The 21,431-nt window shown below is 58.3% G+C and carries 16 protein-coding genes, 2 tRNA genes and 3 rRNA genes; 13 read left to right on the top strand and 8 right to left on the bottom strand.

Annotation, left to right across the window (positions count from 1 at the left end; all coding sequences use genetic code 11):
- Nucleotides 1-27 precede the first annotated feature (27 nt).
- A complete protein-coding gene (locus tag C4Q27_RS08485; RefSeq protein WP_003255287.1) occupies nt 28-414 on the bottom strand; it encodes a hypothetical protein in 387 nt (128 codons plus the stop codon).
- A 145-nt stretch (nt 415-559) separates the two neighbouring features.
- On the opposite strand from C4Q27_RS08485, the gene C4Q27_RS08480 reads away from it, so the two are divergent.
- Nucleotides 560-757 (top strand): heavy-metal-associated domain-containing protein, encoded by a 198-nt coding sequence (locus C4Q27_RS08480; protein ID WP_014589568.1) that lies wholly within the window; start codon nt 560-562, stop codon nt 755-757.
- Nucleotides 758-864: 107 nt separating this feature from the next.
- A complete protein-coding gene (locus C4Q27_RS08475; protein WP_003255285.1) occupies nt 865-2,046 on the top strand; it encodes a multidrug effflux MFS transporter in 1,182 nt (393 codons plus the stop codon).
- Here the strand turns inward: C4Q27_RS08475 and C4Q27_RS29745 are convergent.
- Nucleotides 1,997-2,194 (bottom strand): hypothetical protein, encoded by a 198-nt coding sequence (locus C4Q27_RS29745; protein ID WP_080574868.1) that lies wholly within the window; start codon nt 2,192-2,194, stop codon nt 1,997-1,999. The two genes, C4Q27_RS08475 and C4Q27_RS29745, sit on opposite strands and share 50 nt — an antisense overlap.
- Before the next feature lie 489 nt (nt 2,195-2,683).
- Between C4Q27_RS29745 and C4Q27_RS08465 the strand changes: the two genes are divergently transcribed.
- Nucleotides 2,684-3,397, top strand: a complete 714-nt coding sequence (locus C4Q27_RS08465) for a helix-turn-helix transcriptional regulator (RefSeq protein ID WP_004576993.1) — start codon at nt 2,684-2,686, stop codon at nt 3,395-3,397.
- Nucleotides 3,398-3,417: 20 nt separating this feature from the next.
- Here the strand turns inward: C4Q27_RS08465 and C4Q27_RS08460 are convergent, their stop codons facing one another.
- From C4Q27_RS08460 to C4Q27_RS08440, 5 genes are all read right to left on the bottom strand, one after another.
- On the bottom strand, nt 3,418-4,365 hold the full coding sequence (locus tag C4Q27_RS08460) for an adenosine deaminase (RefSeq protein WP_003255282.1): 948 nt from the start codon (nt 4,363-4,365) through the stop codon (nt 3,418-3,420).
- 85 nt (nt 4,366-4,450) lie between these two features.
- Entirely contained in the window at nt 4,451-5,137 is a 687-nt protein-coding gene (locus tag C4Q27_RS08455) for an SDR family oxidoreductase (protein ID WP_104886736.1), read from the bottom strand.
- A 368-nt stretch (nt 5,138-5,505) separates the two neighbouring features.
- Nucleotides 5,506-6,090, bottom strand: coding sequence for a YigZ family protein (locus tag C4Q27_RS08450; protein ID WP_010951864.1), 585 nt, complete (start codon nt 6,088-6,090; stop codon nt 5,506-5,508).
- 9 nt (nt 6,091-6,099) lie between these two features.
- A complete protein-coding gene (locus C4Q27_RS08445) occupies nt 6,100-6,762 on the bottom strand; it encodes a TetR/AcrR family transcriptional regulator (RefSeq protein ID WP_003255279.1) in 663 nt (220 codons plus the stop codon).
- A 90-nt stretch (nt 6,763-6,852) separates the two neighbouring features.
- A complete protein-coding gene (locus C4Q27_RS08440; protein WP_014755221.1) occupies nt 6,853-7,770 on the bottom strand; it encodes a LysR family transcriptional regulator in 918 nt (305 codons plus the stop codon).
- A gap of 118 nt (nt 7,771-7,888) precedes the next feature.
- Between C4Q27_RS08440 and C4Q27_RS08435 the strand changes: the two genes are divergently transcribed.
- The 10 genes from C4Q27_RS08435 to C4Q27_RS08380 all read left to right on the top strand — a co-directional run bounded on the left by C4Q27_RS08435 (nt 7,889) and on the right by C4Q27_RS08380 (nt 20,786).
- Nucleotides 7,889-9,235, top strand: coding sequence for an aspartate aminotransferase family protein (locus tag C4Q27_RS08435; protein ID WP_064493233.1), 1,347 nt, complete (start codon nt 7,889-7,891; stop codon nt 9,233-9,235).
- Between the two features lie 69 nt (nt 9,236-9,304).
- A complete protein-coding gene (locus C4Q27_RS08430; protein ID WP_064493232.1) occupies nt 9,305-10,798 on the top strand; it encodes a CoA-acylating methylmalonate-semialdehyde dehydrogenase in 1,494 nt (497 codons plus the stop codon).
- Between the two features lie 984 nt (nt 10,799-11,782).
- Nucleotides 11,783-13,319 (top strand): 16S ribosomal RNA (locus tag C4Q27_RS08415).
- 85 nt (nt 13,320-13,404) lie between these two features.
- Nucleotides 13,405-13,481, top strand: a tRNA-Ile gene (locus C4Q27_RS08410).
- A 24-nt stretch (nt 13,482-13,505) separates the two neighbouring features.
- Nucleotides 13,506-13,581: transfer RNA gene (locus C4Q27_RS08405), tRNA-Ala, on the top strand.
- Nucleotides 13,582-13,824: 243 nt separating this feature from the next.
- Nucleotides 13,825-16,717: ribosomal RNA gene (locus tag C4Q27_RS08400) — 23S ribosomal RNA — on the top strand.
- Nucleotides 16,718-16,848: 131 nt separating this feature from the next.
- Nucleotides 16,849-16,964: ribosomal RNA gene (gene rrf, locus C4Q27_RS08395) — 5S ribosomal RNA — on the top strand.
- Together the 16S, 23S and 5S rRNA genes with 2 tRNA genes alongside form the textbook arrangement of a ribosomal RNA operon.
- A 259-nt stretch (nt 16,965-17,223) precedes the next feature.
- On the top strand, nt 17,224-17,883 hold the full coding sequence (locus C4Q27_RS08390; protein ID WP_020190949.1) for a paraquat-inducible protein A: 660 nt from the start codon (nt 17,224-17,226) through the stop codon (nt 17,881-17,883).
- A complete protein-coding gene (locus C4Q27_RS08385; RefSeq protein ID WP_014589576.1) occupies nt 17,870-18,493 on the top strand; it encodes a paraquat-inducible protein A in 624 nt (207 codons plus the stop codon). The genes C4Q27_RS08390 and C4Q27_RS08385 overlap by 14 nt, the downstream gene beginning before the upstream one ends.
- The gene (locus tag C4Q27_RS08380; RefSeq protein ID WP_104886735.1) at nt 18,486-20,786 is read left to right on the top strand and encodes a PqiB family protein; all 2,301 of its coding nucleotides are present in this window, start codon (nt 18,486-18,488) and stop codon (nt 20,784-20,786) included. Before C4Q27_RS08385 ends, C4Q27_RS08380 begins: the two co-directional genes overlap by 8 nt.
- A gap of 235 nt (nt 20,787-21,021) precedes the next feature.
- Here the strand turns inward: C4Q27_RS08380 and rpsT are convergent, their stop codons facing one another.
- A complete protein-coding gene (gene rpsT / locus C4Q27_RS08375; protein WP_003247625.1) occupies nt 21,022-21,300 on the bottom strand; it encodes a 30S ribosomal protein S20 in 279 nt (92 codons plus the stop codon).
- Between the last annotated feature and the right edge of the window lie 131 nt (nt 21,301-21,431).

Raw genomic sequence — 21,431 nt, 5'->3', positions numbered from 1 at the left:
AGCATCAACCTTGCCACGCAGGCAAGGTCAATAGCCCAGGTCGGCTCGTTTCAACTCCAGCCCATATTGCCCCATGGCGATGCGGTATTTGTTGATCTGGCCCGCCTGCAGATTCAAACGCGTGCTGCGCTGGTCCTCTATACCTGCGGCGCAACCCGGCATTTGCCCAGGCAGCAGGCGCAGGCGCACATCCACCGGGCCAGGCGGCAGGTTGAACGAGGTGGACTGCTCCTGGAAAACGCGCCCGGAAAGCTGGTCGTTGAGGTACACGCCGATTTCGCAACTGGTGGCCACTTCCAGGCGCTCCCGGGAAATGATCAGTACGCTGTAGGCCGAGTTGCCCTCGGCGAATGCCGGTGGCACCACAGCCAGCGCGCCCAAGAGCCCGACGACGCCCAATGCTGCCCTGAACATGAAAAATCTCCTGCTTGCCTGATCGTCAAAGGCGCAGCTTGGCCGACGCGGACGCGGATTTCCACCCCGGGCGTTGCAGGCAGGGCTTGACCTTGCCCTGATGGCAAGCTTGAGACTTGTGAAAAACCTGAAGGAGGTAACCCCCATGCAAGTGTTCAATGTGCAAGGCATGACCTGCGGCCATTGCGTGAAAGCCGTGACCCGCGCGGTGCAGGAGCAGGATGCGGCAGCCAGGGTGGAAGTTGATCTGGCGGGCAAACAGGTGCGTGTGCAGAGCGAGTTGGCGCAGGAGCAGATCCTCACTGCGATTCGGGATGAGGGGTATCAGGCTGAACTCGCCTGAAGACCTGATTGCTCCCTCCGGGGCTAACAGTGTTGCAAATCTTTTCACATTGACAGGGTCCACAGCAGGTAGAATCAGTCACTTGCTTAGCCTGCTATGGATTCCTGATGAACCTGCGAATGGTGCTCATCCTGGGCGCACTCAGTGCGTTCGGGCCCTTGGCGATCGACTTCTACCTGCCAGCCTTTCCGGCCATGGCGCAAGCGTTCGCCACCGATGAAAAACACGTCCAGGCCACGTTGGCCGCCTACTTCCTGGGCCTGTCTATCGGGCAGTTGGCCTATGGGCCGGTTGCCGACCGCTTTGGCCGACGCAAACCGCTGATGTTCGGCGTTACGCTGTTCACCCTGGCATCACTGGCCTGTGCCTACGCCCCCAACCTCGATACCTTGGTGGTGGCGCGTTTCATCCAGGCACTGGGTGGTTGTGCCGGCATGGTGCTTTCGCGGGCCATCGTCAGCGACAAGTGCGACCCGGTAGCTTCAGCCAAAGTGTTTTCGCAACTGATGCTGGTCATGGGCTTGGCGCCGATCCTGGCACCGATGCTGGGTGGGGTGCTGGTGAACCTGGCCGGCTGGCAGTCGATCTTCCTTGCTCTGAGCCTGTTCAGTGCTGGCTGCCTGCTTGCGGTAAGCCTGGGCCTGCCGGAAAGCCTGCCCGAGCATATACCCCGCCAACCGCTATCTGGTGCTTTACGCCAGTACCTGCGGCTGCTGGCTGACCGGGTTTTCCTCGGCCATGCCCTGACCGGCGGTATCGCCATTGCTGGCATGTTCGCCTATATCGCCGGTTCACCTTTCGTATTCATCAAACTGTATGGCGTGCCCGCTGAGCACTACGGCTGGCTGTTCGGTACCAACGCCGCAGGTTTTATCCTGGTGGCGCAGGTGAACGCCCGCCTGCTGGCCAAACGCGGGCCGGCCTTCCTGCTGGGCCGTGCGGTGTGGCTGTATCTGGTTGCGGGCCTGGTGCTGTTGGGCGTGGCGGCGTTGCGCCCTGCGCAATTGTGGCCGCTACTGGTGCCGCTGTTCATCTGCATCGCCAGCCTTGGTTGCATCATTCCCAATGCTTCGGCCTGCGCCATGAGTGGACAGGGCGCGCGTGCCGGCAGCGCGTCGGCACTGATGGGCTGCGTGCAGTTCAGCGTAGCTGCGGGTGCTGCGGCGCTGGTCGGGCTGCTGCATGATGGCAGTGCGGTGCCAATGGCAATCGTGATCAGCCTGTGCGGGGCGCTTGTGGTCAGTGTCGCGCTGTTGACCCGGCGTCTGCAGGCCAAGGCTCCCGCATGAGCGGGTGAGGTGCCTGCAGCCGGGTTTCCAGCGTGGCGACGAAGGCACGCGCCTCAGCCTCGCTGCGGAAACTGACCACATGCTGATCGAGCTGGACTTGCCAAGGGCAGGCGGGGTTTCGGCTCGACGCACTTACGATAATTTTCATCGCTGCATACCTCCAGGAAGGGGAGCCGCTCAAGTGTAGCGCTGGCCCGCCAGCCTGCCATGACACGGCTTCAGCGTCCTGACTGACGGTAAGTGTGCGCATTTCCCTGGTGGTGTTTCCTACTTTGGGCGCAATGCCTGCAAACCCGCAGAACCTTCGCTTTGTTTCGCACTATTTGTGGAAGGTTGCTGTGGGCCACATCTGAAATGGCTGCAAGTTTGTTTTCATCAAGATGTTTCAGCGCGTTTGTGTGGGCGTACCGGTGCCTTGATTGACTGGGTGCCGGGGCGTTTTCGAAGCCGCCTCGCTGCTTGCCATGGGTAGGCATACCCAGTGGTTTTTCGTCATGAGTACGATGGCACCTGGCCGTCTGAACCGGCGTTTTCTGCGGCTTATACTGGCGAGCCAGGCCAGTGCCAGCGAGAGGCGCTTCCCTGGCAGGGTTGGCCATCGCATCCCCACCGTGAACTTGCAGGGAGTTACAAGGACATGAACGCAGCCAGCAGTATCAGCCAAATTGCCAGCCTGATGGCCGACCCCAAGCGCAGTGCCATGTTGTGGGCATTGATCGATGGCACACCACGGTTGGCCAATGAGCTCGCGATAATGACTGGCCTGACTTCATCATCAGCCTGCGCACATCTTTCGCTGCTGTCGTCGGCCGGTTTGCTCAGGCATGAAGCCAGGGGCCGCAAACGTTACTTCTGCCTGGCTACCCCGCAGGTCGGAGCGGCGGTAGAGGCCTTGGCCAGCGTACAGCTGGAAAGCGCCAGGGGAGAGCGTGCCGAAGCGCCGGTATCGTCGCTGCCGCTGTCGATGCGCCGGGCGCGCCGTTGTGGCGATCACCTGGGTGGGGAGTTGGCCAGTGAGCTGTATCATCGCATGGTGGTGGCTGGCTGGTTGGAAGGCAGCGGACGGCACTTGAGGGTCAGTGACGAGGGGCGGGCGCAGTTGGCCTTGGTCGGGGTGTACATCGATGCCCTGGCGCCACACCAGCAACGAGGTTGCGTGATCTGCCGCTGCACCGAATGGAATGACCAAGGCCCGCATCTGGGTGGCGTACTGGGTCAGGCCTTGTTCAGGTTGTTCCTGCAATCTGGCTGGATGCGCGAGATAGAGGACTCACGGGCACTGCATATTTCGGCGCTGGGTATCCAGCAGATCAATCGCATAGCCCGCGTGGCGACGTTGCAGGTCGGTTGAGCGCAACGTCGTCATGCTACTCAAACCAGCCGTGCGTCCAGGCTGTTCTGCGCCAGGCGACGAGCCTGGTCTTCGGTCATGCCCAAGTGGGTATGCAGAGCGTGGAAGTTCTCCGTGACGTAGCCACCGAAGTAGGCCGGGTCGTCCGAGTTGACCGTGACTTTCACACCACGCTCGAGCATGTCGAGGATGTTGTGCTGGCTCATGTGGTCGAACACGCATAGCTTGGTGTTGGACAGCGGGCACACCGTGAGCGGGATCTGCTCGTCGATGATGCGCTGCATCAGGCGCTCGTCCTCGATGGCGCGCACGCCATGGTCGATACGTTTGATCTTCAGCAGGTCGAGGGCTTCCCAGATGTACTCGGGCGGGCCTTCTTCGCCAGCATGGGCAACGGCGACGAAGCCTTCGCTACGGGCGCGGTCGAACACCCGCTGGAACTTGCTGGGCGGGTGGCCCATCTCCGAGCTGTCCAGGCCTACGGCAATGAACGCATCGCGGAACGGCAAGGCCTGATCGAGGGTCTTGTGCGCTTCATCCTCGCTGAGGTGGCGCAGGAAGCTGAGGATCAGGCCGCTGCTGATGCCCAGTTGTTCGCGGCCATCCTTGAGCGCCTGGCTGATGCCGTTGAGCACCACTTCGAAAGCAATGCCGCGGTCGGTGTGGGTCTGCGGGTCGAAGAAGGGTTCGGTGTGGATCACGTTCTGGGCCTTGCAGCGTTGCAGGTAGGCCCAGGTCAGGTCGTAGAAGTCCTGCTCGGTGCGCAGCACATCCGCGCCCTGGTAATACAGGTCGAGGAACTCCTGCAGGTTGTTGAAGGCATAGGCACCGCGCAAGGTCTCCACATCGGCCCAGGGCAAGGCGATCTTGTTGCGCTCGGCCAGGGCGAACAGCAACTCTGGCTCCAGTGAGCCTTCCAGGTGCAGGTGCAGTTCGGCCTTGGGCAGGGCGTTCAACCAGTCATACATAGTGGTCATCTCAATCAGGTACGGTTGCGGCCATTCTACAGGGGCTGGCTGGGCAATGCGCCCAGCCGGGCTGCGACCTGGTGAATCACCAGACCAAGGGTTCGCCCTTGTAGTTGATGAAACGCAGGCCGCCCTTGCCGCTTTGGGCCTTGATCTGTTCGATCATGCCGCGGGTGCTGGTGAGCACATCGATTTCGGCGTTTTCGCCACCCATGTCAGTTTTCACCCAGCCCGGGTGCATGGCCAGCACGCACAGGTCCGGGCGCTGCTGCTCAACGAAGAAGCTGTTGATCATCGAGTTCAGTGCCGCCTTGCTGGCCTTGTACAGGCAGATTTCGCCACCGTCTGGGATGGTGACGCTTCCCAGGATCGAGCTCATGAAAGCCAGCACACCACTGCCTTCGCGTATTTGACCCACCAGGCGGCGAGCCACGCGTATCGGCGCCACAGCGTTGGTCATGAACAGATCGCCAATGTCGCTGTTGTGGACTGCCTCCAGGTCTTGCGGCAGGGGGCCCATGACCCCGGCGTTGACGAATATCAGGTCGAACACCTGGCCTTGCAGGCGTTGCCTCAGGCTGTCGAGCTGAACGGTGTCGTTCATTTCCAGCTGCTCGATGCGCACGCCGGGCACGTTCGCCAGGGCGCCGGGCTGCTGCGGGTTACGGACGGTGGCAGTGATGTGCCAACCGTCTTCGTGCAGGCGTTGTACCAAGCCCAGGCCAAGGCCGCGCGAGGCGCCGATGATGAGGGCAGTTCTTGAATTGGCCATAGGAACATTCCTTTATCGGTGTAGGAGAAAGGAATTGAGCATACGTCACGGCGAATACGCGTGCCTGGTTTGCGTCTGGTTAAAAAATGGTCAGTTTTGTCTGGGCCTTGCGGGGCCGGGCGCTTCGCCTGTTGGCGCACGGGTTATCCACAAGCTGGTCCACAGTTATTGTGTGCAAGGTGAGCAAGCGGGGTGCGGCTTGGATGGGCGGTTCGCTGGGGATAAGTCGCGCACATTCAGCAGTTTACGACTGTCATCAAATAGTGATCAAAATATGATCAAAGCTCTGGGGGCCTCGAAATCACTAGCCTGCAAGAGAGTGCCCCAAGCTTATCCACAGGCAGGCCCACAGTTGTTGTGGGCAATGTTCAGCGTGCTTCGAGCAAAATACGCCCGCGGCTCAGGTCCGCCAGTTGCTGTTGCAATGGCGCCAGGTGGGCGTCACCGAGGGCAATCACCAGGTCCACACCATTGGCGGTGAACTGTTCATCCAGGACCAGGCCGTCAACCTCGGCCAGACGCAGCTTCACCAGCGCCAGCTCGCTGAAACTGCAACTGCAGCTGAAATGGCTGCGCTGCACCAGCAGGCGTTTGGGCGCCTGTTGCAGGCACTTGTTGGCGCCGCCGCCATAAGCCCTGGCCAGGCCGCCGGTACCCAGCTGGATGCCGCCGTACCAACGGATCACCAGCACCACCACCTGATCGCAGTCCTGCGCTTCGATGGCTGCCAGGATCGGCCGCCCTGCGGTGCCGCCGGGTTCGCCGTCGTCACTGCTGCGGTACTGCGCGCCGAGTTTCCAGGCCCAGCAGTTGTGGGTAGCGGCCAGGTCGCTGTGACGTTCGATGAAACTCATCGCTTCGGCGGCGCTGCTGATCGGCCCGGCGAGGGTGATGAAGCGGCTTTTGCGGATTTCCTCGCGGTATTCGCAGAGGTCGAGCAGGGTAGAAGGCATAAAGGACGGTCAGGCAGCCGGCTTGATGCCGCAGCCCTTCAGAATGATGTGGATAAGGTTGTTGCTCGCGTCTTCCATGTCCTGCTTGGTCAGGCGGCTGCGGCCAGTCACCTGGCAAATCTGGGTGGCGAAGTCAGCGTAGTGCTGGGTGCTGCCCCAGAGCAGGAAGATCAGGTGTACGGGGTCGACCGGGTCCATCTTGCCTGCTTCGATCCAGGCCTGGAATACCGCAGCACGGCCGCGGAACCATTCGCGGTAGTCGGCACTGAAGTATTCGGTCAGGCAGGTGCCACCGCTGATCACTTCCATGGCGAAAATGCGCGAAGCTTGCGGGTTGCGCCGGGAGAACTCCATCTTGGTGCGGATGTACTGGCTCAGGGCTTCACCGGGGTCGTCATCGACGCTCAAGGCGTTGAAGGTGCTGTCCCACAACTCGATGATGTTGCTGAGCACGGCGATGTACAGGCCCAGCTTGTTGGTGAAGTAGTAATGCAGGTTAGCCTTGGGCAACCCCGCCTTGAGGGCGATGGTGTTCATGCTGGTGCCCTTGAAACCATGGCGGGCGAATTCATCTTCGGCGGCCTGGATAATGGCCTGTTCGTTCTTCTGGCGGATACGGCCCGCGGGCTTGCCCGAGGCGGAGAGGCGATGCGCAGGGACTTCTAGGGTCATGGACGATTCCGTACGGTGCAGTGGCTGCGGCTGTGGGACAAGATTACCTGCCTGTGCCGAAGTGACAAGCGTTTGCGGCACAGACAGGCATCAACGTGTCGCAGCCAGGCTTTCGAGGAAGCTTTCCAACACCAGGTTGGGGCGCCGGCCTTTGCGGGTAACCCAGCTCAGGCTCAGGTCATAAAAACGCTCCTTGGGTTTGAGCGCACGCAAACGGCCTTGCTGCACCCAGAACATGGCGTAGTGGTCGGGCAGGTAGCCGATATAGCGCCCGGTAAGGATGAGAAACGCCATGCCCTCGCGGTCAGAAGCACTGGCTGTGCAATTCAGCGCCTGGTAGTGCGCCTGGATGTCGGCCGGCAGGCGGAAGGTGGGGGTGATGGCTTCCTGGCTGTTGAGGCGCTCGTCGTCTATCTGCTGGTCGTCGGCGTAGAACAGCGGGTGGCCAACCGCGCAGTACAGCAGCGAGCGTTCGCTGTACAACGGTTGATACTCAAGCCCCGATAACGGGCTGGTCTGTGGTACGACGCCAACGTGCAGGCTGCCGTCGAGCACGCCGTGCTCGACCTGGCTGGGGGCGATCATGCGGATCTGGATGCGCACATCAGGGCCCCGATCCTTGAGTTCCGCCAGGGCATGGGTGATACGCATGTGCGGCAGGGTCACCAGATTGTCGGTCAGGCCGATGTTCAGCTCGCCGCGCAAATGCTGGTGCAGGCCGTTGACCTCGGTGCGGAAGCTTTCCAGCGCGCTGAGCAGTTGCAGGGCTGAATGGTAGACCTCGCGGCCTTCCTCCGTCAGCGAGAAACCGGCGCGGCCGCGCTGACACAGGCGCAGGCCAAGGCGTTGCTCGAGGTCGTTCATCTGCTGGCTGATGGCCGAGCGACCAATGCCCAGTACGTTTTCGGCAGCCGAGAAGCCACCGCACTCGACGACGCTGCGATAGATCTTCAGCAGGCGGATGTCGAAATCGCTGACTTGGGCGAGTGGATCGGGGCGTCGGCTCATTAGTTTAGTCACGGCCTGTCTGAAGGTTAGAAATGTAGGCTTTTTCAGACTCTATCGCCGTGCCAATTTAGCTGCAACAACATCCATCGTTGCCTAATCGTCTTCCGAGGAACCGCCGATGAACATGCCCGAAACTGGTCCTGCCGGTATCGCCAGCCAGCTCAAGCTGGACGCCCACTGGATGCCCTACACCGCCAACCGCAACTTCCAGCGCGACCCACGCCTGATCGTGGCGGCCGAAGGCAACTACCTGATCGATGACCACGGGCGCAAGATCTTCGACGCCCTGTCCGGCCTGTGGACCTGCGGCGCAGGGCACACTCGCAAGGAAATCGCCGACGCGGTGACCCGTCAACTGAGTACGCTGGACTACTCCCCAGCGTTCCAGTTCGGCCACCCGCTGTCGTTCCAGTTGGCGGAAAAGATCGCCGAGCTGGTTCCGGGCAATCTGAATCACGTCTTCTATACCAACTCCGGTTCCGAGTGCGCCGATACCGCACTGAAGATGGTGCGTGCCTACTGGCGCCTGAAAGGCCAGGCAACCAAGACCAAGATCATCGGCCGTGCCCGTGGTTACCATGGCGTGAACATCGCGGGTACCAGCCTGGGTGGCGTCAACGGTAACCGCAAGATGTTTGGCCAACTGCTGGACGTCGACCACCTGCCTCACACTGTATTGCCGGTGAATGCCTTCTCGAAAGGCTTGCCGGAAGAGGGCGGTATCGCGCTGGCTGACGAAATGCTCAAGCTGATCGAGCTGCACGATGCCTCCAACATCGCAGCAGTCATCGTCGAGCCGCTGGCCGGTTCGGCCGGTGTGCTGCCGCCGCCAAAGGGTTACCTGAAGCGCCTGCGTGAAATCTGCACCCAGCACAACATTCTGCTGATCTTCGACGAAGTGATCACTGGCTTCGGCCGCATGGGTGCGATGACCGGCTCGGAAGCCTTCGGCGTTACCCCGGACCTGATGTGCATCGCCAAGCAGGTGACCAACGGCGCCATCCCGATGGGCGCAGTGATTGCCAGCAGCGAGATCTACCAGACCTTCATGAACCAGCCGACCCCGGAATACGCCGTGGAATTCCCACACGGCTACACCTACTCGGCGCACCCGGTAGCCTGTGCCGCCGGTCTCGCCGCGCTGGACCTGCTGCAGAAGGAAAACCTGGTGCAGTCCGCGGCTGAACTGGCGCCGCATTTCGAGAAGCTGCTGCACGGCGTGAAGGGCACCAAGAATATCGTCGATATCCGTAACTACGGCCTGGCCGGCGCCATCCAGATCGCCGCCCGTGACGGTGATGCCATCGTTCGCCCATACGAAGCGGCCATGAAGCTGTGGAAAGCCGGCTTCTATGTACGCTTTGGTGGCGACACCCTGCAGTTCGGCCCAACCTTCAATACCAAGCCGCAGGAACTGGACCTCCTGTTCGATGCGGTAGGCGAAACCCTGAACCTGATCGACTGATCTTTCCGATATTGATGCCAGGCGCCCGCAGCGTGCGCCTGGCTCTCCTTTGTTTATCTGGAGTTTTGCATGAGCATTGTTCAGCACCTGATTCACGGCGAACTGGTTACCAAGGGTGAGCGCACCGCCGATGTCTTCAACCCGTCCACTGGCCAGGCCGTTCGCAAGGTCGAACTGGCCAGCCGCGCAACCGTGCAGGAAGCGATCGACTCGGCCAAGGCAGCCTTCCCGGCCTGGCGCAACACCCCTCCGGCCAAGCGCGCCCAGGTGATGTTCCGCTTCAAGCAACTGCTGGAGCAGAACGAAGCCAAGATTTCGCAGATGATCAGCGAAGAGCACGGCAAGACCCTGGAAGACGCCGCCGGCGAACTGAAGCGTGGTATCGAGAACGTCGAGTTTGCGTGTGCAGCCCCAGAAGTGCTGAAGGGGGAGTACAGCCGTAACGTCGGTCCGAACATCGACGCCTGGTCCGACTTCCAGCCGCTGGGCGTGGTTGCCGGTATCACCCCATTCAACTTCCCGGCCATGGTGCCGCTGTGGATGTACCCGCTGGCCATCGCCTGCGGCAACGCTTTCATCCTCAAGCCTTCCGAGCGTGACCCGAGCTCGACCCTGTACATTGCCCAGTTGCTGCTGGAAGCCGGCCTGCCGAAGGGCATCCTCAACGTCGTGCACGGTGACAAGGAAGCGGTGGATGCGCTGATCGAAGCGCCGGAAGTCAAAGCACTGAGCTTCGTGGGTTCGACCCCGATCGCCGAGTACATCTATGCCGAAGGCACCAAGCGTGGCAAGCGTGTACAAGCCCTGGGGGGCGCGAAGAACCACGCGGTGCTGATGCCGGATGCCGACCTGGACAACGCAGTCAGTGCACTGATGGGCGCGGCTTACGGCTCGTGTGGCGAGCGTTGCATGGCCATTTCGGTAGCCGTGTGCGTGGGCGACCAAGTGGCTGACGCCCTGATTGCCAAGCTGGAGCCACAGATCAAGGCGCTGAAGATTGGTGCCGGCACCTCGTGCGGCCTGGACATGGGCCCGCTGGTGACTGCGGCAGCGCGTGACAAGGTCGTGGGTTACATCGATGACGGTGTTGCTGCTGGCGCCAAGCTGGTGGTGGATGGCCGTGGCTTCCGTGTGGCGGGTAATGAAGATGGCTACTTTGTAGGTGGCACCCTGTTCGACAATGTGACCCCGGAGATGCGCATCTATAAAGAGGAGATCTTTGGCCCGGTGCTGTGCGTGGTCCGTGTGAATAGCCTGGAGCAGGCCATGCAGCTGATCAACGATCACGAGTATGGCAACGGCACCTGCATCTTTACCCGTGACGGTGAAGCGGCCCGTCTGTTCTGCGACGAGATCGAAGTGGGTATGGTGGGTGTGAACGTACCGCTGCCGGTGCCGGTGGCCTACCACAGCTTTGGTGGCTGGAAGCGTTCGCTGTTTGGTGACCTGCATGCCTATGGCCCGGATGGTGTGCGCTTCTATACCCGTCGTAAGGCCATTACCCAGCGGTGGCCGCAGCGGGCCAGCCATGAAGCGTCGCAGTTTGCATTCCCTAGCCTGTAAGGGAAGTAGATGAAGCGGGGAGGCCGTCAGGCCTCCCCGCTTTGTTTTTGGGGGTTGGTTGTTGCTGTTGTAGGGGGAGGTGTGGTGGGTATGTCTTGAGGTGGTTTTGGCGGTGAGATGTGTCTGCCATAACCCCTGCAGCGCCTGTGAGATCGAGCGCCGCGCGCGTCCGGCTTGAGACATTCACCGCCTATGAGATCGAGCGCCGCCCGCGCGGCGCTTCGCGGGTAAACCCGCTCCTACGTTTGTTTCCGGCCAGTCCCTCCTGTGCCAGGCGCGCGCGACCGCCTTGTTTGTTCGACGCGATATCGAGACAGGCACCAAAGCGTTCGCGCGCGAATCTCACAGGCATAATTGGCCCGAAACAAACGTAGGAGCGGGTTTACCCGCGAAGCGCCGCGCGGGCGGCGCTCGATCTCACAGGCGCTGAAACTGTCGTGGCGAACACTTGGCAGCCCCGATACGGTCTTTCCCCCTTATATTTCAATTTCTTGAAATTAAAGGTTGACGCCCTCTCGAATCCCCTTATAATGCGCCCCACTTCCAGCGACATCGGAACGAAAAACTTCTTGAGATTCAATGAGTTAAGTAGTTAAGGCAAAAGCTGAAAGGGCTACGATCGAATGATCGAAAGCGGTTGAGATGATGGTTGACAGCGCTTCTGAGTGCTGTATGATTCGCCTCCCGCTACGAGAGATCGCAGCGAGCCAAGTGTTTGAAGCTAAACGAGTTTCTCGCAAAAAACTTCAAAATAAACGCTTGACAGGCTCTGAGGAAAGCGTAGAATGCGCGCCTCGGTTGAGATGAAAAGCTCTTAACCAACGCTCTTTAACAAATCGAATCAAGCAATTCGTGTGGGTGCTTGTGAGTACGGACTGATAGTCAAAAAGATTATCAGCATCACAAGTGGCCATGCGAGAAATCACATAGTCATTTGAGATTGCTGAGCCAAGTTTAGGGTTTCTTAAAAACCCAAGCAGTATTGAACTGAAGAGTTTGATCATGGCTCAGATTGAACGCTGGCGGCAGGCCTAACACATGCAAGTCGAGCGGATGACGGGAGCTTGCTCCTTGATTCAGCGGCGGACGGGTGAGTAATGCCTAGGAATCTGCCTGGTAGTGGGGGACAACGTTTCGAAAGGAACGCTAATACCGCATACGTCCTACGGGAGAAAGCAGGGGACCTTCGGGCCTTGCGCTATCAGATGAGCCTAGGTCGGATTAGCTAGTTGGTGGGGTAATGGCTCACCAAGGCGACGATCCGTAACTGGTCTGAGAGGATGATCAGTCACACTGGAACTGAGACACGGTCCAGACTCCTACGGGAGGCAGCAGTGGGGAATATTGGACAATGGGCGAAAGCCTGATCCAGCCATGCCGCGTGTGTGAAGAAGGTCTTCGGATTGTAAAGCACTTTAAGTTGGGAGGAAGGGCAGTAAGCTAATACCTTGCTGTTTTGACGTTACCGACAGAATAAGCACCGGCTAACTCTGTGCCAGCAGCCGCGGTAATACAGAGGGTGCAAGCGTTAATCGGAATTACTGGGCGTAAAGCGCGCGTAGGTGGTTTGTTAAGTTGGATGTGAAAGCCCCGGGCTCAACCTGGGAACTGCATCCAAAACTGGCAAGCTAGAGTACGGTAGAGGGTGGTGGAATTTCCTGTGTAGCGGTGAAATGCGTAGATATAGGAAGGAACACCAGTGGCGAAGGCGACCACCTGGACTGATACTGACACTGAGGTGCGAAAGCGTGGGGAGCAAACAGGATTAGATACCCTGGTAGTCCACGCCGTAAACGATGTCAACTAGCCGTTGGAATCCTTGAGATTTTAGTGGCGCAGCTAACGCATTAAGTTGACCGCCTGGGGAGTACGGCCGCAAGGTTAAAACTCAAATGAATTGACGGGGGCCCGCACAAGCGGTGGAGCATGTGGTTTAATTCGAAGCAACGCGAAGAACCTTACCAGGCCTTGACATGCAGAGAACTTTCCAGAGATGGATTGGTGCCTTCGGGAACTCTGACACAGGTGCTGCATGGCTGTCGTCAGCTCGTGTCGTGAGATGTTGGGTTAAGTCCCGTAACGAGCGCAACCCTTGTCCTTAGTTACCAGCACGTTATGGTGGGCACTCTAAGGAGACTGCCGGTGACAAACCGGAGGAAGGTGGGGATGACGTCAAGTCATCATGGCCCTTACGGCCTGGGCTACACACGTGCTACAATGGTCGGTACAGAGGGTTGCCAAGCCGCGAGGTGGAGCTAATCTCACAAAACCGATCGTAGTCCGGATCGCAGTCTGCAACTCGACTGCGTGAAGTCGGAATCGCTAGTAATCGCGAATCAGAATGTCGCGGTGAATACGTTCCCGGGCCTTGTACACACCGCCCGTCACACCATGGGAGTGGGTTGCACCAGAAGTAGCTAGTCTAACCTTCGGGGGGACGGTTACCACGGTGTGATTCATGACTGGGGTGAAGTCGTAACAAGGTAGCCGTAGGGGAACCTGCGGCTGGATCACCTCCTTAATCGACGACATCAGCCTGCTGATGAGCTCCCACACGAATTGCTTGATTCATTGTAAAAGACGATGCTGTAACGCGACCCTGTTATAGGTCTGTAGCTCAGTTGGTTAGAGCGCACCCCTGATAAGGGTGAGGTCGGCAGTTCAAATCTGCCCAGACCTACCATTACATGGTTCAGCCGTAGAATACGGGGCCATAGCTCAGCTGGGAGAGCGCCTGCCTTGCACGCAGGAGGTCAGCGGTTCGATCCCGCTTGGCTCCACCACTTTCGCCGTACGCAGTTACTTGTCAGAACTTAGAAATGAACATTCAGCTCGAATGTTGATTTCTGACTTTTGTCAGATCGTTCTTTAAAAATTCGGATATGTGATAGATATAGACTGAACACCAGTTTCACTGCTGGTGGATCAGGCTAAGGTAAAATTTGTGAGTTCTGCTCGAAGGAGCAACGTACGAATTTTCGGCGAATGTCGTCTTCACAGTATAACCAGATTGCTTGGGGTTATATGGTCAAGTGAAGAAGCGCATACGGTGGATGCCTTGGCAGTCAGAGGCGATGAAAGACGTGGTAGCCTGCGATAAGCTTTGGGGAGTCGGCAAACAGACTGTGATCCAGAGATCTCTGAATGGGGGAACCCAGCCAGCACAAGCTGGTTATCTTGTACTGAATACATAGGTGCAAGAGGCGAACCAGGGGAACTGAAACATCTAAGTACCCTGAGGAAAAGAAATCAACCGAGATTCCCTTAGTAGTGGCGAGCGAACGGGGACCAGCCCTTAAGTTGATTTGAGATTAGTGGAACGCTCTGGAAAGTGCGGCCATAGTGGGTGATAGCCCCGTACACGAAAATCTCTTGTCAATGAAATCGAGTAGGACGGAGCACGAGAAACTTTGTCTGAATATGGGGGGACCATCCTCCAAGGCTAAATACTACTGACTGACCGATAGTGAACCAGTACCGTGAGGGAAAGGCGAAAAGAACCCCGGAGAGGGGAGTGAAATAGAACCTGAAACCGTATGCGTACAAGCAGTGGGAGCCTACTTTGTTAGGTGACTGCGTACCTTTTGTATAATGGGTCAGCGACTTATATTCAGTGGCGAGCTTAACCGAATAGGGGAGGCGTAGCGAAAGCGAGTCTTAATAGGGCGTTTAGTCGCTGGGTATAGACCCGAAACCGGGCGATCTATCCATGGGCAGGTTGAAGGTTAGGTAACACTGACTGGAGGACCGAACCGACTACCGTTGAAAAGTTAGCGGATGACCTGTGGATCGGAGTGAAAGGCTAATCAAGCTCGGAGATAGCTGGTTCTCCTCGAAAGCTATTTAGGTAGCGCCTCATGTATCACTGTAGGGGGTAGAGCACTGTTTCGGCTAGGGGGTCATCCCGACTTACCAAACCGATGCAAACTCCGAATACCTACAAGTGCCGAGCATGGGAGACACACGGCGGGTGCTAACGTCCGTCGTGAAAAGGGAAACAACCCAGACCGTCAGCTAAGGTCCCAAAGTCATGGTTAAGTGGGAAACGATGTGGGAAGGCTTAGACAGCTAGGAGGTTGGCTTAGAAGCAGCCACCCTTTAAAGAAAGCGTAATAGCTCACTAGTCGAGTCGGCCTGCGCGGAAGATGTAACGGGGCTCAAACCATGCACCGAAGCTACGGGTATCATCTTACGATGATGCGGTAGAGGAGCGTTCTGTAAGCCTGTGAAGGTGAGTTGAGAAGCTTGCTGGAGGTATCAGAAGTGCGAATGCTGACATGAGTAACGACAATGCGAGTGAAAAACTCGCACGCCGAAAGACCAAGGTTTCCTGCGCAACGTTAATCGACGCAGGGTTAGTCGGTCCCTAAGGCGAGGCTGAAAAGCGTAGTCGATGGAAAACAGGTTAATATTCCTGTACTTCCAGTTATTGCGATGGAGGGACGGAGAAGGTTAGGCCAGCCTGGCGTTGGTTGTCCAGGTTTAAGGTGGTAGGCTGAAATCTTAGGCAAATCCGGGATTTCAAGGCCGAGAGCTGATGACGAGTTGCCTTCAGGCGACGAAGTGGTTGATACCATGCTTCCAAGAAAAGCTCCTAAGCTTCAGATAACTGGGAACCGTACCCCAAACCGACACAGGTGGTTAGGTAGAGAATACCAAGGCGCTTGAGAGAACTCGGGTGAAGGAACTAGGCAAAATGGCACCGTAACTTCGGGAGAAGGTGCGCCGGCGAGGGTGAAGGACTTGCTCCGTAAGCCCATGCCGGTCGAAGATACCAGGCCGCTGCGACTGTTTATTAAAAACACAGCACTCTGCAAACACGAAAGTGGACGTATAGGGTGTGACGCCTGCCCGGTGCCGGAAGGTTAATTGATGGGGTTAGCGCAAGCGAAGCTCTTGATCGAAGCCCCGGTAAACGGCGGCCGTAACTATAACGGTCCTAAGGTAGCGAAATTCCTTGTCGGGTAAGTTCCGACCTGCACGAATGGCGTAACGATGGCGGCGCTGTCTCCACCCGAGACTCAGTGAAATTGAAATCGCTGTGAAGATGCAGTGTATCCGCGGCTAGACGGAAAGACCCCGTGAACCTTTACTATAGCTTTGCACTGGACTTTGAATTTGCTTGTGTAGGATAGGTGGGAGGCTTTGAAGTGGGGACGCCAGTTCTCATGGAGCCATCCTTGAAATACCACCCTGGCAACTTTGAGGTTCTAACTCAGGTCCGTTATCCGGATCGAGGACAGTGTATGGTGGGTAGTTTGACTGGGGCGGTCTCCTCCCAAAGAGTAACGGAGGAGTACGAAGGTGCGCTCAGACCGGTCGGAAATCGGTCGTAGAGTATAAAGGCAAAAGCGCGCTTGACTGCGAGACAAACACGTCGAGCAGGTACGAAAGTAGGTCTTAGTGATCCGGTGGTTCTGTATGGAAGGGCCATCGCTCAACGGATAAAAGGTACTCCGGGGATAACAGGCTGATACCGCCCAAGAGTTCATATCGACGGCGGTGTTTGGCACCTCGATGTCGGCTCATCACATCCTGGGGCTGAAGCCGGTCCCAAGGGTATGGCTGTTCGCCATTTAAAGTGGTACGCGAGCTGGGTTTAGAACGTCGTGAGACAGTTCGGTCCCTATCTGCCGTGGACGTTTGAGATTTGAGAGGGGCTGCTCCTAGTACGAGAGGACCGGAGTGGACGAACCTCTGGTGTTCCGGTTGTCACGCCAGTGGCATTGCCGGGTAGCTATGTTCGGAAGAGATAACCGCTGAAAGCATCTAAGCGGGAAACTTGCCTCAAGATGAGATCTCACTGGGATCTTGAATCCCCTAAAGGGCCGTCGAAGACTACGACGTTGATAGGTTGGGTGTGTAAGCGCTGTGAGGCGTTGAGCTAACCAATACTAATTGCCCGTGAGGCTTGACCATATAACACCCAAGCAATTTGCTGACGCAGATTGCGGTGGTGAAGACGAAAAACCCGAAAATTCGTAAGACCACAAATATCGCATATCCGAATTCGCTGGGCTGTCCATCTGGACATTCTGGCAACAGAATTTCTTGACGACCATAGAGCATTGGAACCACCTGATCCCATCCCGAACTCAGTAGTGAAACGATGCATCGCCGATGGTAGTGTGGGGTTTCCCCATGTGAGAGTAGGTCATCGTCAAGATTCATTTCGCAAAACCCCTATCTGCGCATGCAGGTAGGGGTTTTGTCTTTGGTGGGCAAAAAACTGGAACTGCTCGAATCACTGCGGGAGCGGAGATGGCACCGGCTTCGCCGGTGTTCGCGGGTAAACCCGCTCCTACAAGGGAAGGGTGCAACGCCAGGCAGGGGCGCCCCCCGCACACCCTTCAGGACAACGTCGCCTCCCATAATTCGAGTCAGAACACTAGAATAGCCCCCACGCACCTATACAGAAGCGCTCTATGTCCAATTCTGTCGAACCTGAAACCCTGGCCCAGCTGCCGTTGGACGAGCTTGTCGCCTGCCATGAATGCGACCTGCTGCTGCGCAAGCCCGTGCTGCAGCATGATGAGAAAGCCCAATGCCCGCGCTGCGGCTACGAGCTCTATGCCCACCGGCATAATGTGGTCAATCGCAGCCTGGCCTTGGTGCTGACGGCCCTTTTGCTATTCGTGCCGGCCAATTTCCTGCCGATCATGCAGTTGCACCTGCTTGGCCAGACTTCGGACGATACGGTCTGGAGTGGCGTGCTAGGCCTGTACAACTCGGGAATGCGCGGTGTTGCCGTAGTGGTACTGCTCTGTAGCATGGTCATTCCGCTGGCGAAGCTGCTCTGTCAGCTGGCCGTGCTGTTGAGCATCCGCTTGAACTTCGGGCGGGACTACGGCCTGGTCTTCTACCGCATCTATCACCACCTGCGTGACTGGGGCATGCTCGAGGTCTATTTCATGGGGGTGCTGGTGGCCATCGTCAAACTGGTGGACCTGGCCGAACTGACCGTGGGCCTTGGGCTGTTCTGTTTCATCAGTCTGTTATTGATCCAGGTGTGGCTCGAAGTGGTGATGTCGCCCCACCAGATCTGGAGTGCGCTATCGGGGGAGGACCTGCATGCGGGCGATTGACGCAGGCATTGTTGTCTGCAATGAGTGTCACGAGCTGAACAGGCAAGAGCCAGACAGCACTTCGCAAACCTGTACACGTTGCGGCGCTATCGTGCATGCACGCCGGCCGAACAGTATCGTGCGCACCTGGGCGTTGCTGATTGCGGCGTCGATCCTCTACATCCCGGCCAACATACTGCCGATCATGACCGTGAGTACCCTCGGTCAGGGTAGCCCGGACACCATCATGTCCGGTGTCATCACCCTGCTCAAGCACGGCATGGTGCCCATTGCGGCTGTGGTGTTCATTGCCAGTATCCTGGTCCCCACGTTCAAGCTGGTGGGTATCGGCTTGCTGTTGTACTCCGTTCAGCGGCGGCAGCCGCTTTCGGCCCGGCAGCGGATATTGATGTACCGCTTCATCGAATTCATCGGGCGCTGGTCCATGCTGGATATCTTCGTCATTGCCATCCTGGTGGCAGTGGTGAATTTTGGCCGAATAGCCAGTGTCGAAGCCAACCTGGGCGCTGTCGCCTTCGCAACTGTGGTGATCCTGACAATGCTTGCCGCTTTAACTTTCGATCCCCGACTGATTTGGGATAACACGGAGTCGGATGACGACCATGAGTGACCTGCCAACGGCTAAAACCCGCCCAGCCTCGAACTGGTCGGCCATCTGGATCCTGCCTTTGATTGCGCTGATGATCGGTGGCTGGCTCGCGTGGCAGGCCTACCGCGACGCTGGCGTGGAAATTGAAGTCCGCTTCGAGTCGGGAGAGGGTATCGTCGCCAACAAGACCGAGGTCATCTACAAAGGCATGCCGGTCGGCAAGGTGAAAAGCCTGGTGCTCGACGCCAAGGGCGACACGCAGGGGGTGATCGCTACCATCGAGATGAACAAGGCTGCCGAGCCCCATCTAACCAAAGGCACGCGTTTCTGGCTGGTGAAGCCGAGTGTCAGCCTGGCCGGTATATCTGGCCTTGAAACACTGGTGTCGGGTAACTACATCGCCGTTAGCCCGGGAGAGGGGGAACGTACCAAACGCTTTGTGGCATTGAAGGTGGCGCCACCGCTCTCGGATTCTGAACCAGGCCTGCACCTGACCCTCAAGGCCGACAGGCTGGGCTCGCTCAACCGTGACAGCCCGGTATTCTACAAGCAGATTCAGGTTGGCCGGGTGAAAAGCTACCGCCTGTCCGAGGACCAGAGCACCGTAGAGGTGAAAGTCTTCATCGAGCCGGCCTACGCCAGCCTAGTGCGCAAGCACACGCGTTTCTGGAACGCCAGCGGTGTCAGCATCGATGCTTCGCTTTCGGGTGTGAAGGTGCGCAGTGAGTCGTTGTCGAGCATTGTGGCGGGTGGTATCGCCTTCGCCACGCCGGAGTACCGCAAGGACAGCCCTCCCACCGATCCGAGCCTGCCGTTCCGTCTGTACGAGGACTTCGATGCCGCCCAGGCGGGTATCCGGGTAAAAGTGAAGCTGAGCGATTATGAAGGCCTGCAGGCGGGTCGCACGCCGGTCATGTACAAGGGCATCCAGGTGGGCTCGCTGAAAGCCCTGAAGATGGAAGACAACCTGGCCAGCGCTTCGGCCGAGCTGACACTCGACCCACTGACCGAGGACTACCTGGTAGACGGGACACAGTTCTGGGTAGTCAAACCGTCGATTTCCCTGGCGGGAATCACTGGCCTGGAAGCCTTGGTCAAAGGTAACTACATCGCCATTCGTCCTGGTGAGAAGGGCGCACGGCCAGAGCGTGAGTTCGAGGCGCGTGCCAAGGCGCCGCCGCTCGACCTCAAAGCGCCGGGCCTGCACATGGTGTTGTTCGCCGACACCTTGGGTTCGCTGGAAATCGGCAGCCCGGTGACGTACCGCCAGGTGAAGGTGGGTAGCGTGCAGAGCTATCAGTTCGCCCGTAACAGCAACCGCATCCTGATCGGTGTGCATATCGAGAAGGAGTACGAGAAGCTGGTCAATGGTTCGTCGCGCTTCTGGAACGTCAGTGGGATCACCCTGACCGGCGGCCTGTCGGGCATCAAGATCAAGAGTGAGTCGCTGCAAACACTGATGGCCGGCGGTATTGCGTTCGATACACCACGGCCCGATGTACCGCTGAAACGGCACATTCCACGCTTCCGCCTGCATGACAGCCAGGAAGCGGTGAACCGTGCGGGTACGTTGATCACCATCCGTGTAGAGCGTGCCGATGGCCTGAAACCGGGCACGGCCATCCGCTTCCGCGGCCTGGATGTGGGCAGCATCGAGAGCGTCGACCTCACCGATGACCTGCAGGCGGTGCTGCTACGGGCGCGCATTACCGAATCGGCGGATCGCATTGCCCGTGCCGGCACGCAGTTCTGGGTGGTCAAGCCGGCCCTGGGCCTGGTGCGCACTGAAAACCTGGACACCTTGATAGGTGGGCAGTACCTGGAAGTGCAGCCAGCAGCCAAGAACCGTGGGCCACAGCGCGATTTCATCGCCCTGGCCGAGGCACCGGAGGTAGCAGGGCCAGAGGTCGGCCTGCCATTGACGCTCAGTGCACCGCGTCGCGGCTCGATCAAGCCGGGTGTGCCGGTTACCTATCGTGAGGTTACGGTGGGCAAGGTGACAGGCTTCGAGCTGGGCCAGAGCGCTGACCGCGTGCTGATTCATATCCTCATCGAGCCGCGCTATGCCGCCTTGGTGCGCAGCGGTAGCCGCTTCTGGAACAGCAGTGGTTTCGGTTTCGACTGGAGTCTGTTCAAGGGCGCTACAGTGCGTACCGAGTCGCTGGAAACCCTGATCGATGGCGGTATCGCCTTCGCAACGCCAGATGGCGAGCAGATGGGTAACCCGGCACGGCCGCAGCAGACCTTTGCCTTGTTCGAAAAGGCCGAGGATGAATGGCTGCAGTGGGCACCGAAGATTCAGATCGCCAAGTGATGTAAAAGTAGGGCCGCCAAACGCGGCCCTGCTTTTTTGTGGGAGCGGCCTTGCGTCGCGAAAGGGGCGCGTAGCGGCCCCTCGGTTTCAGCGCAGAAGCTGAGATTGCCGGGGCTGCTTCGCAGCCCTTTCGCGACACACAGAGATCGAGACCCACATGGAACTGGGCCCGCAAGCATAAATCGCAGGCAACAAAAAACCGACCCTAGGGTCGGTTTTTCGACTAGCGCGTCGCTTAGGCAGCTGCAGCTTCTTTCAGCGCCTTGATGTGGCCATTCAGACGGCCTTTGTGACGAGCAGCCTTGTTCTTGTGGATGATACCCTTGTCGGCCATACGGTCGATTACAGGTACAGCCAGAACGTAAGCGGCTTGCGCTTTTTCGGCGTCTTTTGCGTCGATGGCTTTAACTACATTCTTGATGTAGGTGCGGACCATGGAACGCAGGCTGGCGTTGTGGCTGCGACGCTTCTCAGCCTGTTTTGCACGTTTCTTGGCGGAAGGTGTGTTGGCCACCGTCGAGCTCCTCGAAAGACTTTAGGTAAATAGCAAACAAAATAGGCCGCGAATCATGCCGATCAGTCGAGCGGATGTCAAGGCCACCTGCAAGGTTCCGCCGAGCGGTGCGCCAACAAGCGGGAAAGATT

The sequence above is a fragment of the Pseudomonas sp. SWI36 genome (genome assembly GCF_002948105.1).
Classification (GTDB): Bacteria; Pseudomonadota; Gammaproteobacteria; order Pseudomonadales; family Pseudomonadaceae; genus Aquipseudomonas; species Aquipseudomonas alloputida.
The sequence above is the reverse complement of the archived record's forward strand: the minus strand, read 5'-3'. Positions and strand labels throughout refer to the sequence as shown.

Coding starts and splice junctions, on each gene's coding strand:
- C4Q27_RS08485 (WP_003255287.1), bottom strand. CDS start 414: ATGTTCAGGGCAGCATTGGGCGTCGTCGGGCTCTTGGGCGCGCTGGCT.
- C4Q27_RS08480 (WP_014589568.1), top strand. CDS start 560: ATGCAAGTGTTCAATGTGCAAGGCATGACCTGCGGCCATTGCGTGAAA.
- C4Q27_RS08475 (WP_003255285.1), top strand. CDS start 865: ATGAACCTGCGAATGGTGCTCATCCTGGGCGCACTCAGTGCGTTCGGG.
- C4Q27_RS29745 (WP_080574868.1), bottom strand. CDS start 2,194: ATGAAAATTATCGTAAGTGCGTCGAGCCGAAACCCCGCCTGCCCTTGG.
- C4Q27_RS08465 (WP_004576993.1), top strand. CDS start 2,684: ATGAACGCAGCCAGCAGTATCAGCCAAATTGCCAGCCTGATGGCCGAC.
- C4Q27_RS08460 (WP_003255282.1), bottom strand. CDS start 4,365: ATGTATGACTGGTTGAACGCCCTGCCCAAGGCCGAACTGCACCTGCAC.
- C4Q27_RS08455 (WP_104886736.1), bottom strand. CDS start 5,137: ATGGCCAATTCAAGAACTGCCCTCATCATCGGCGCCTCGCGCGGCCTT.
- C4Q27_RS08450 (WP_010951864.1), bottom strand. CDS start 6,090: ATGCCTTCTACCCTGCTCGACCTCTGCGAATACCGCGAGGAAATCCGC.
- C4Q27_RS08445 (WP_003255279.1), bottom strand. CDS start 6,762: ATGACCCTAGAAGTCCCTGCGCATCGCCTCTCCGCCTCGGGCAAGCCC.
- C4Q27_RS08440 (WP_014755221.1), bottom strand. CDS start 7,770: ATGAGCCGACGCCCCGATCCACTCGCCCAAGTCAGCGATTTCGACATC.
- C4Q27_RS08435 (WP_064493233.1), top strand. CDS start 7,889: ATGAACATGCCCGAAACTGGTCCTGCCGGTATCGCCAGCCAGCTCAAG.
- C4Q27_RS08430 (WP_064493232.1), top strand. CDS start 9,305: ATGAGCATTGTTCAGCACCTGATTCACGGCGAACTGGTTACCAAGGGT.
- C4Q27_RS08390 (WP_020190949.1), top strand. CDS start 17,224: ATGTCCAATTCTGTCGAACCTGAAACCCTGGCCCAGCTGCCGTTGGAC.
- C4Q27_RS08385 (WP_014589576.1), top strand. CDS start 17,870: ATGCGGGCGATTGACGCAGGCATTGTTGTCTGCAATGAGTGTCACGAG.
- C4Q27_RS08380 (WP_104886735.1), top strand. CDS start 18,486: ATGAGTGACCTGCCAACGGCTAAAACCCGCCCAGCCTCGAACTGGTCG.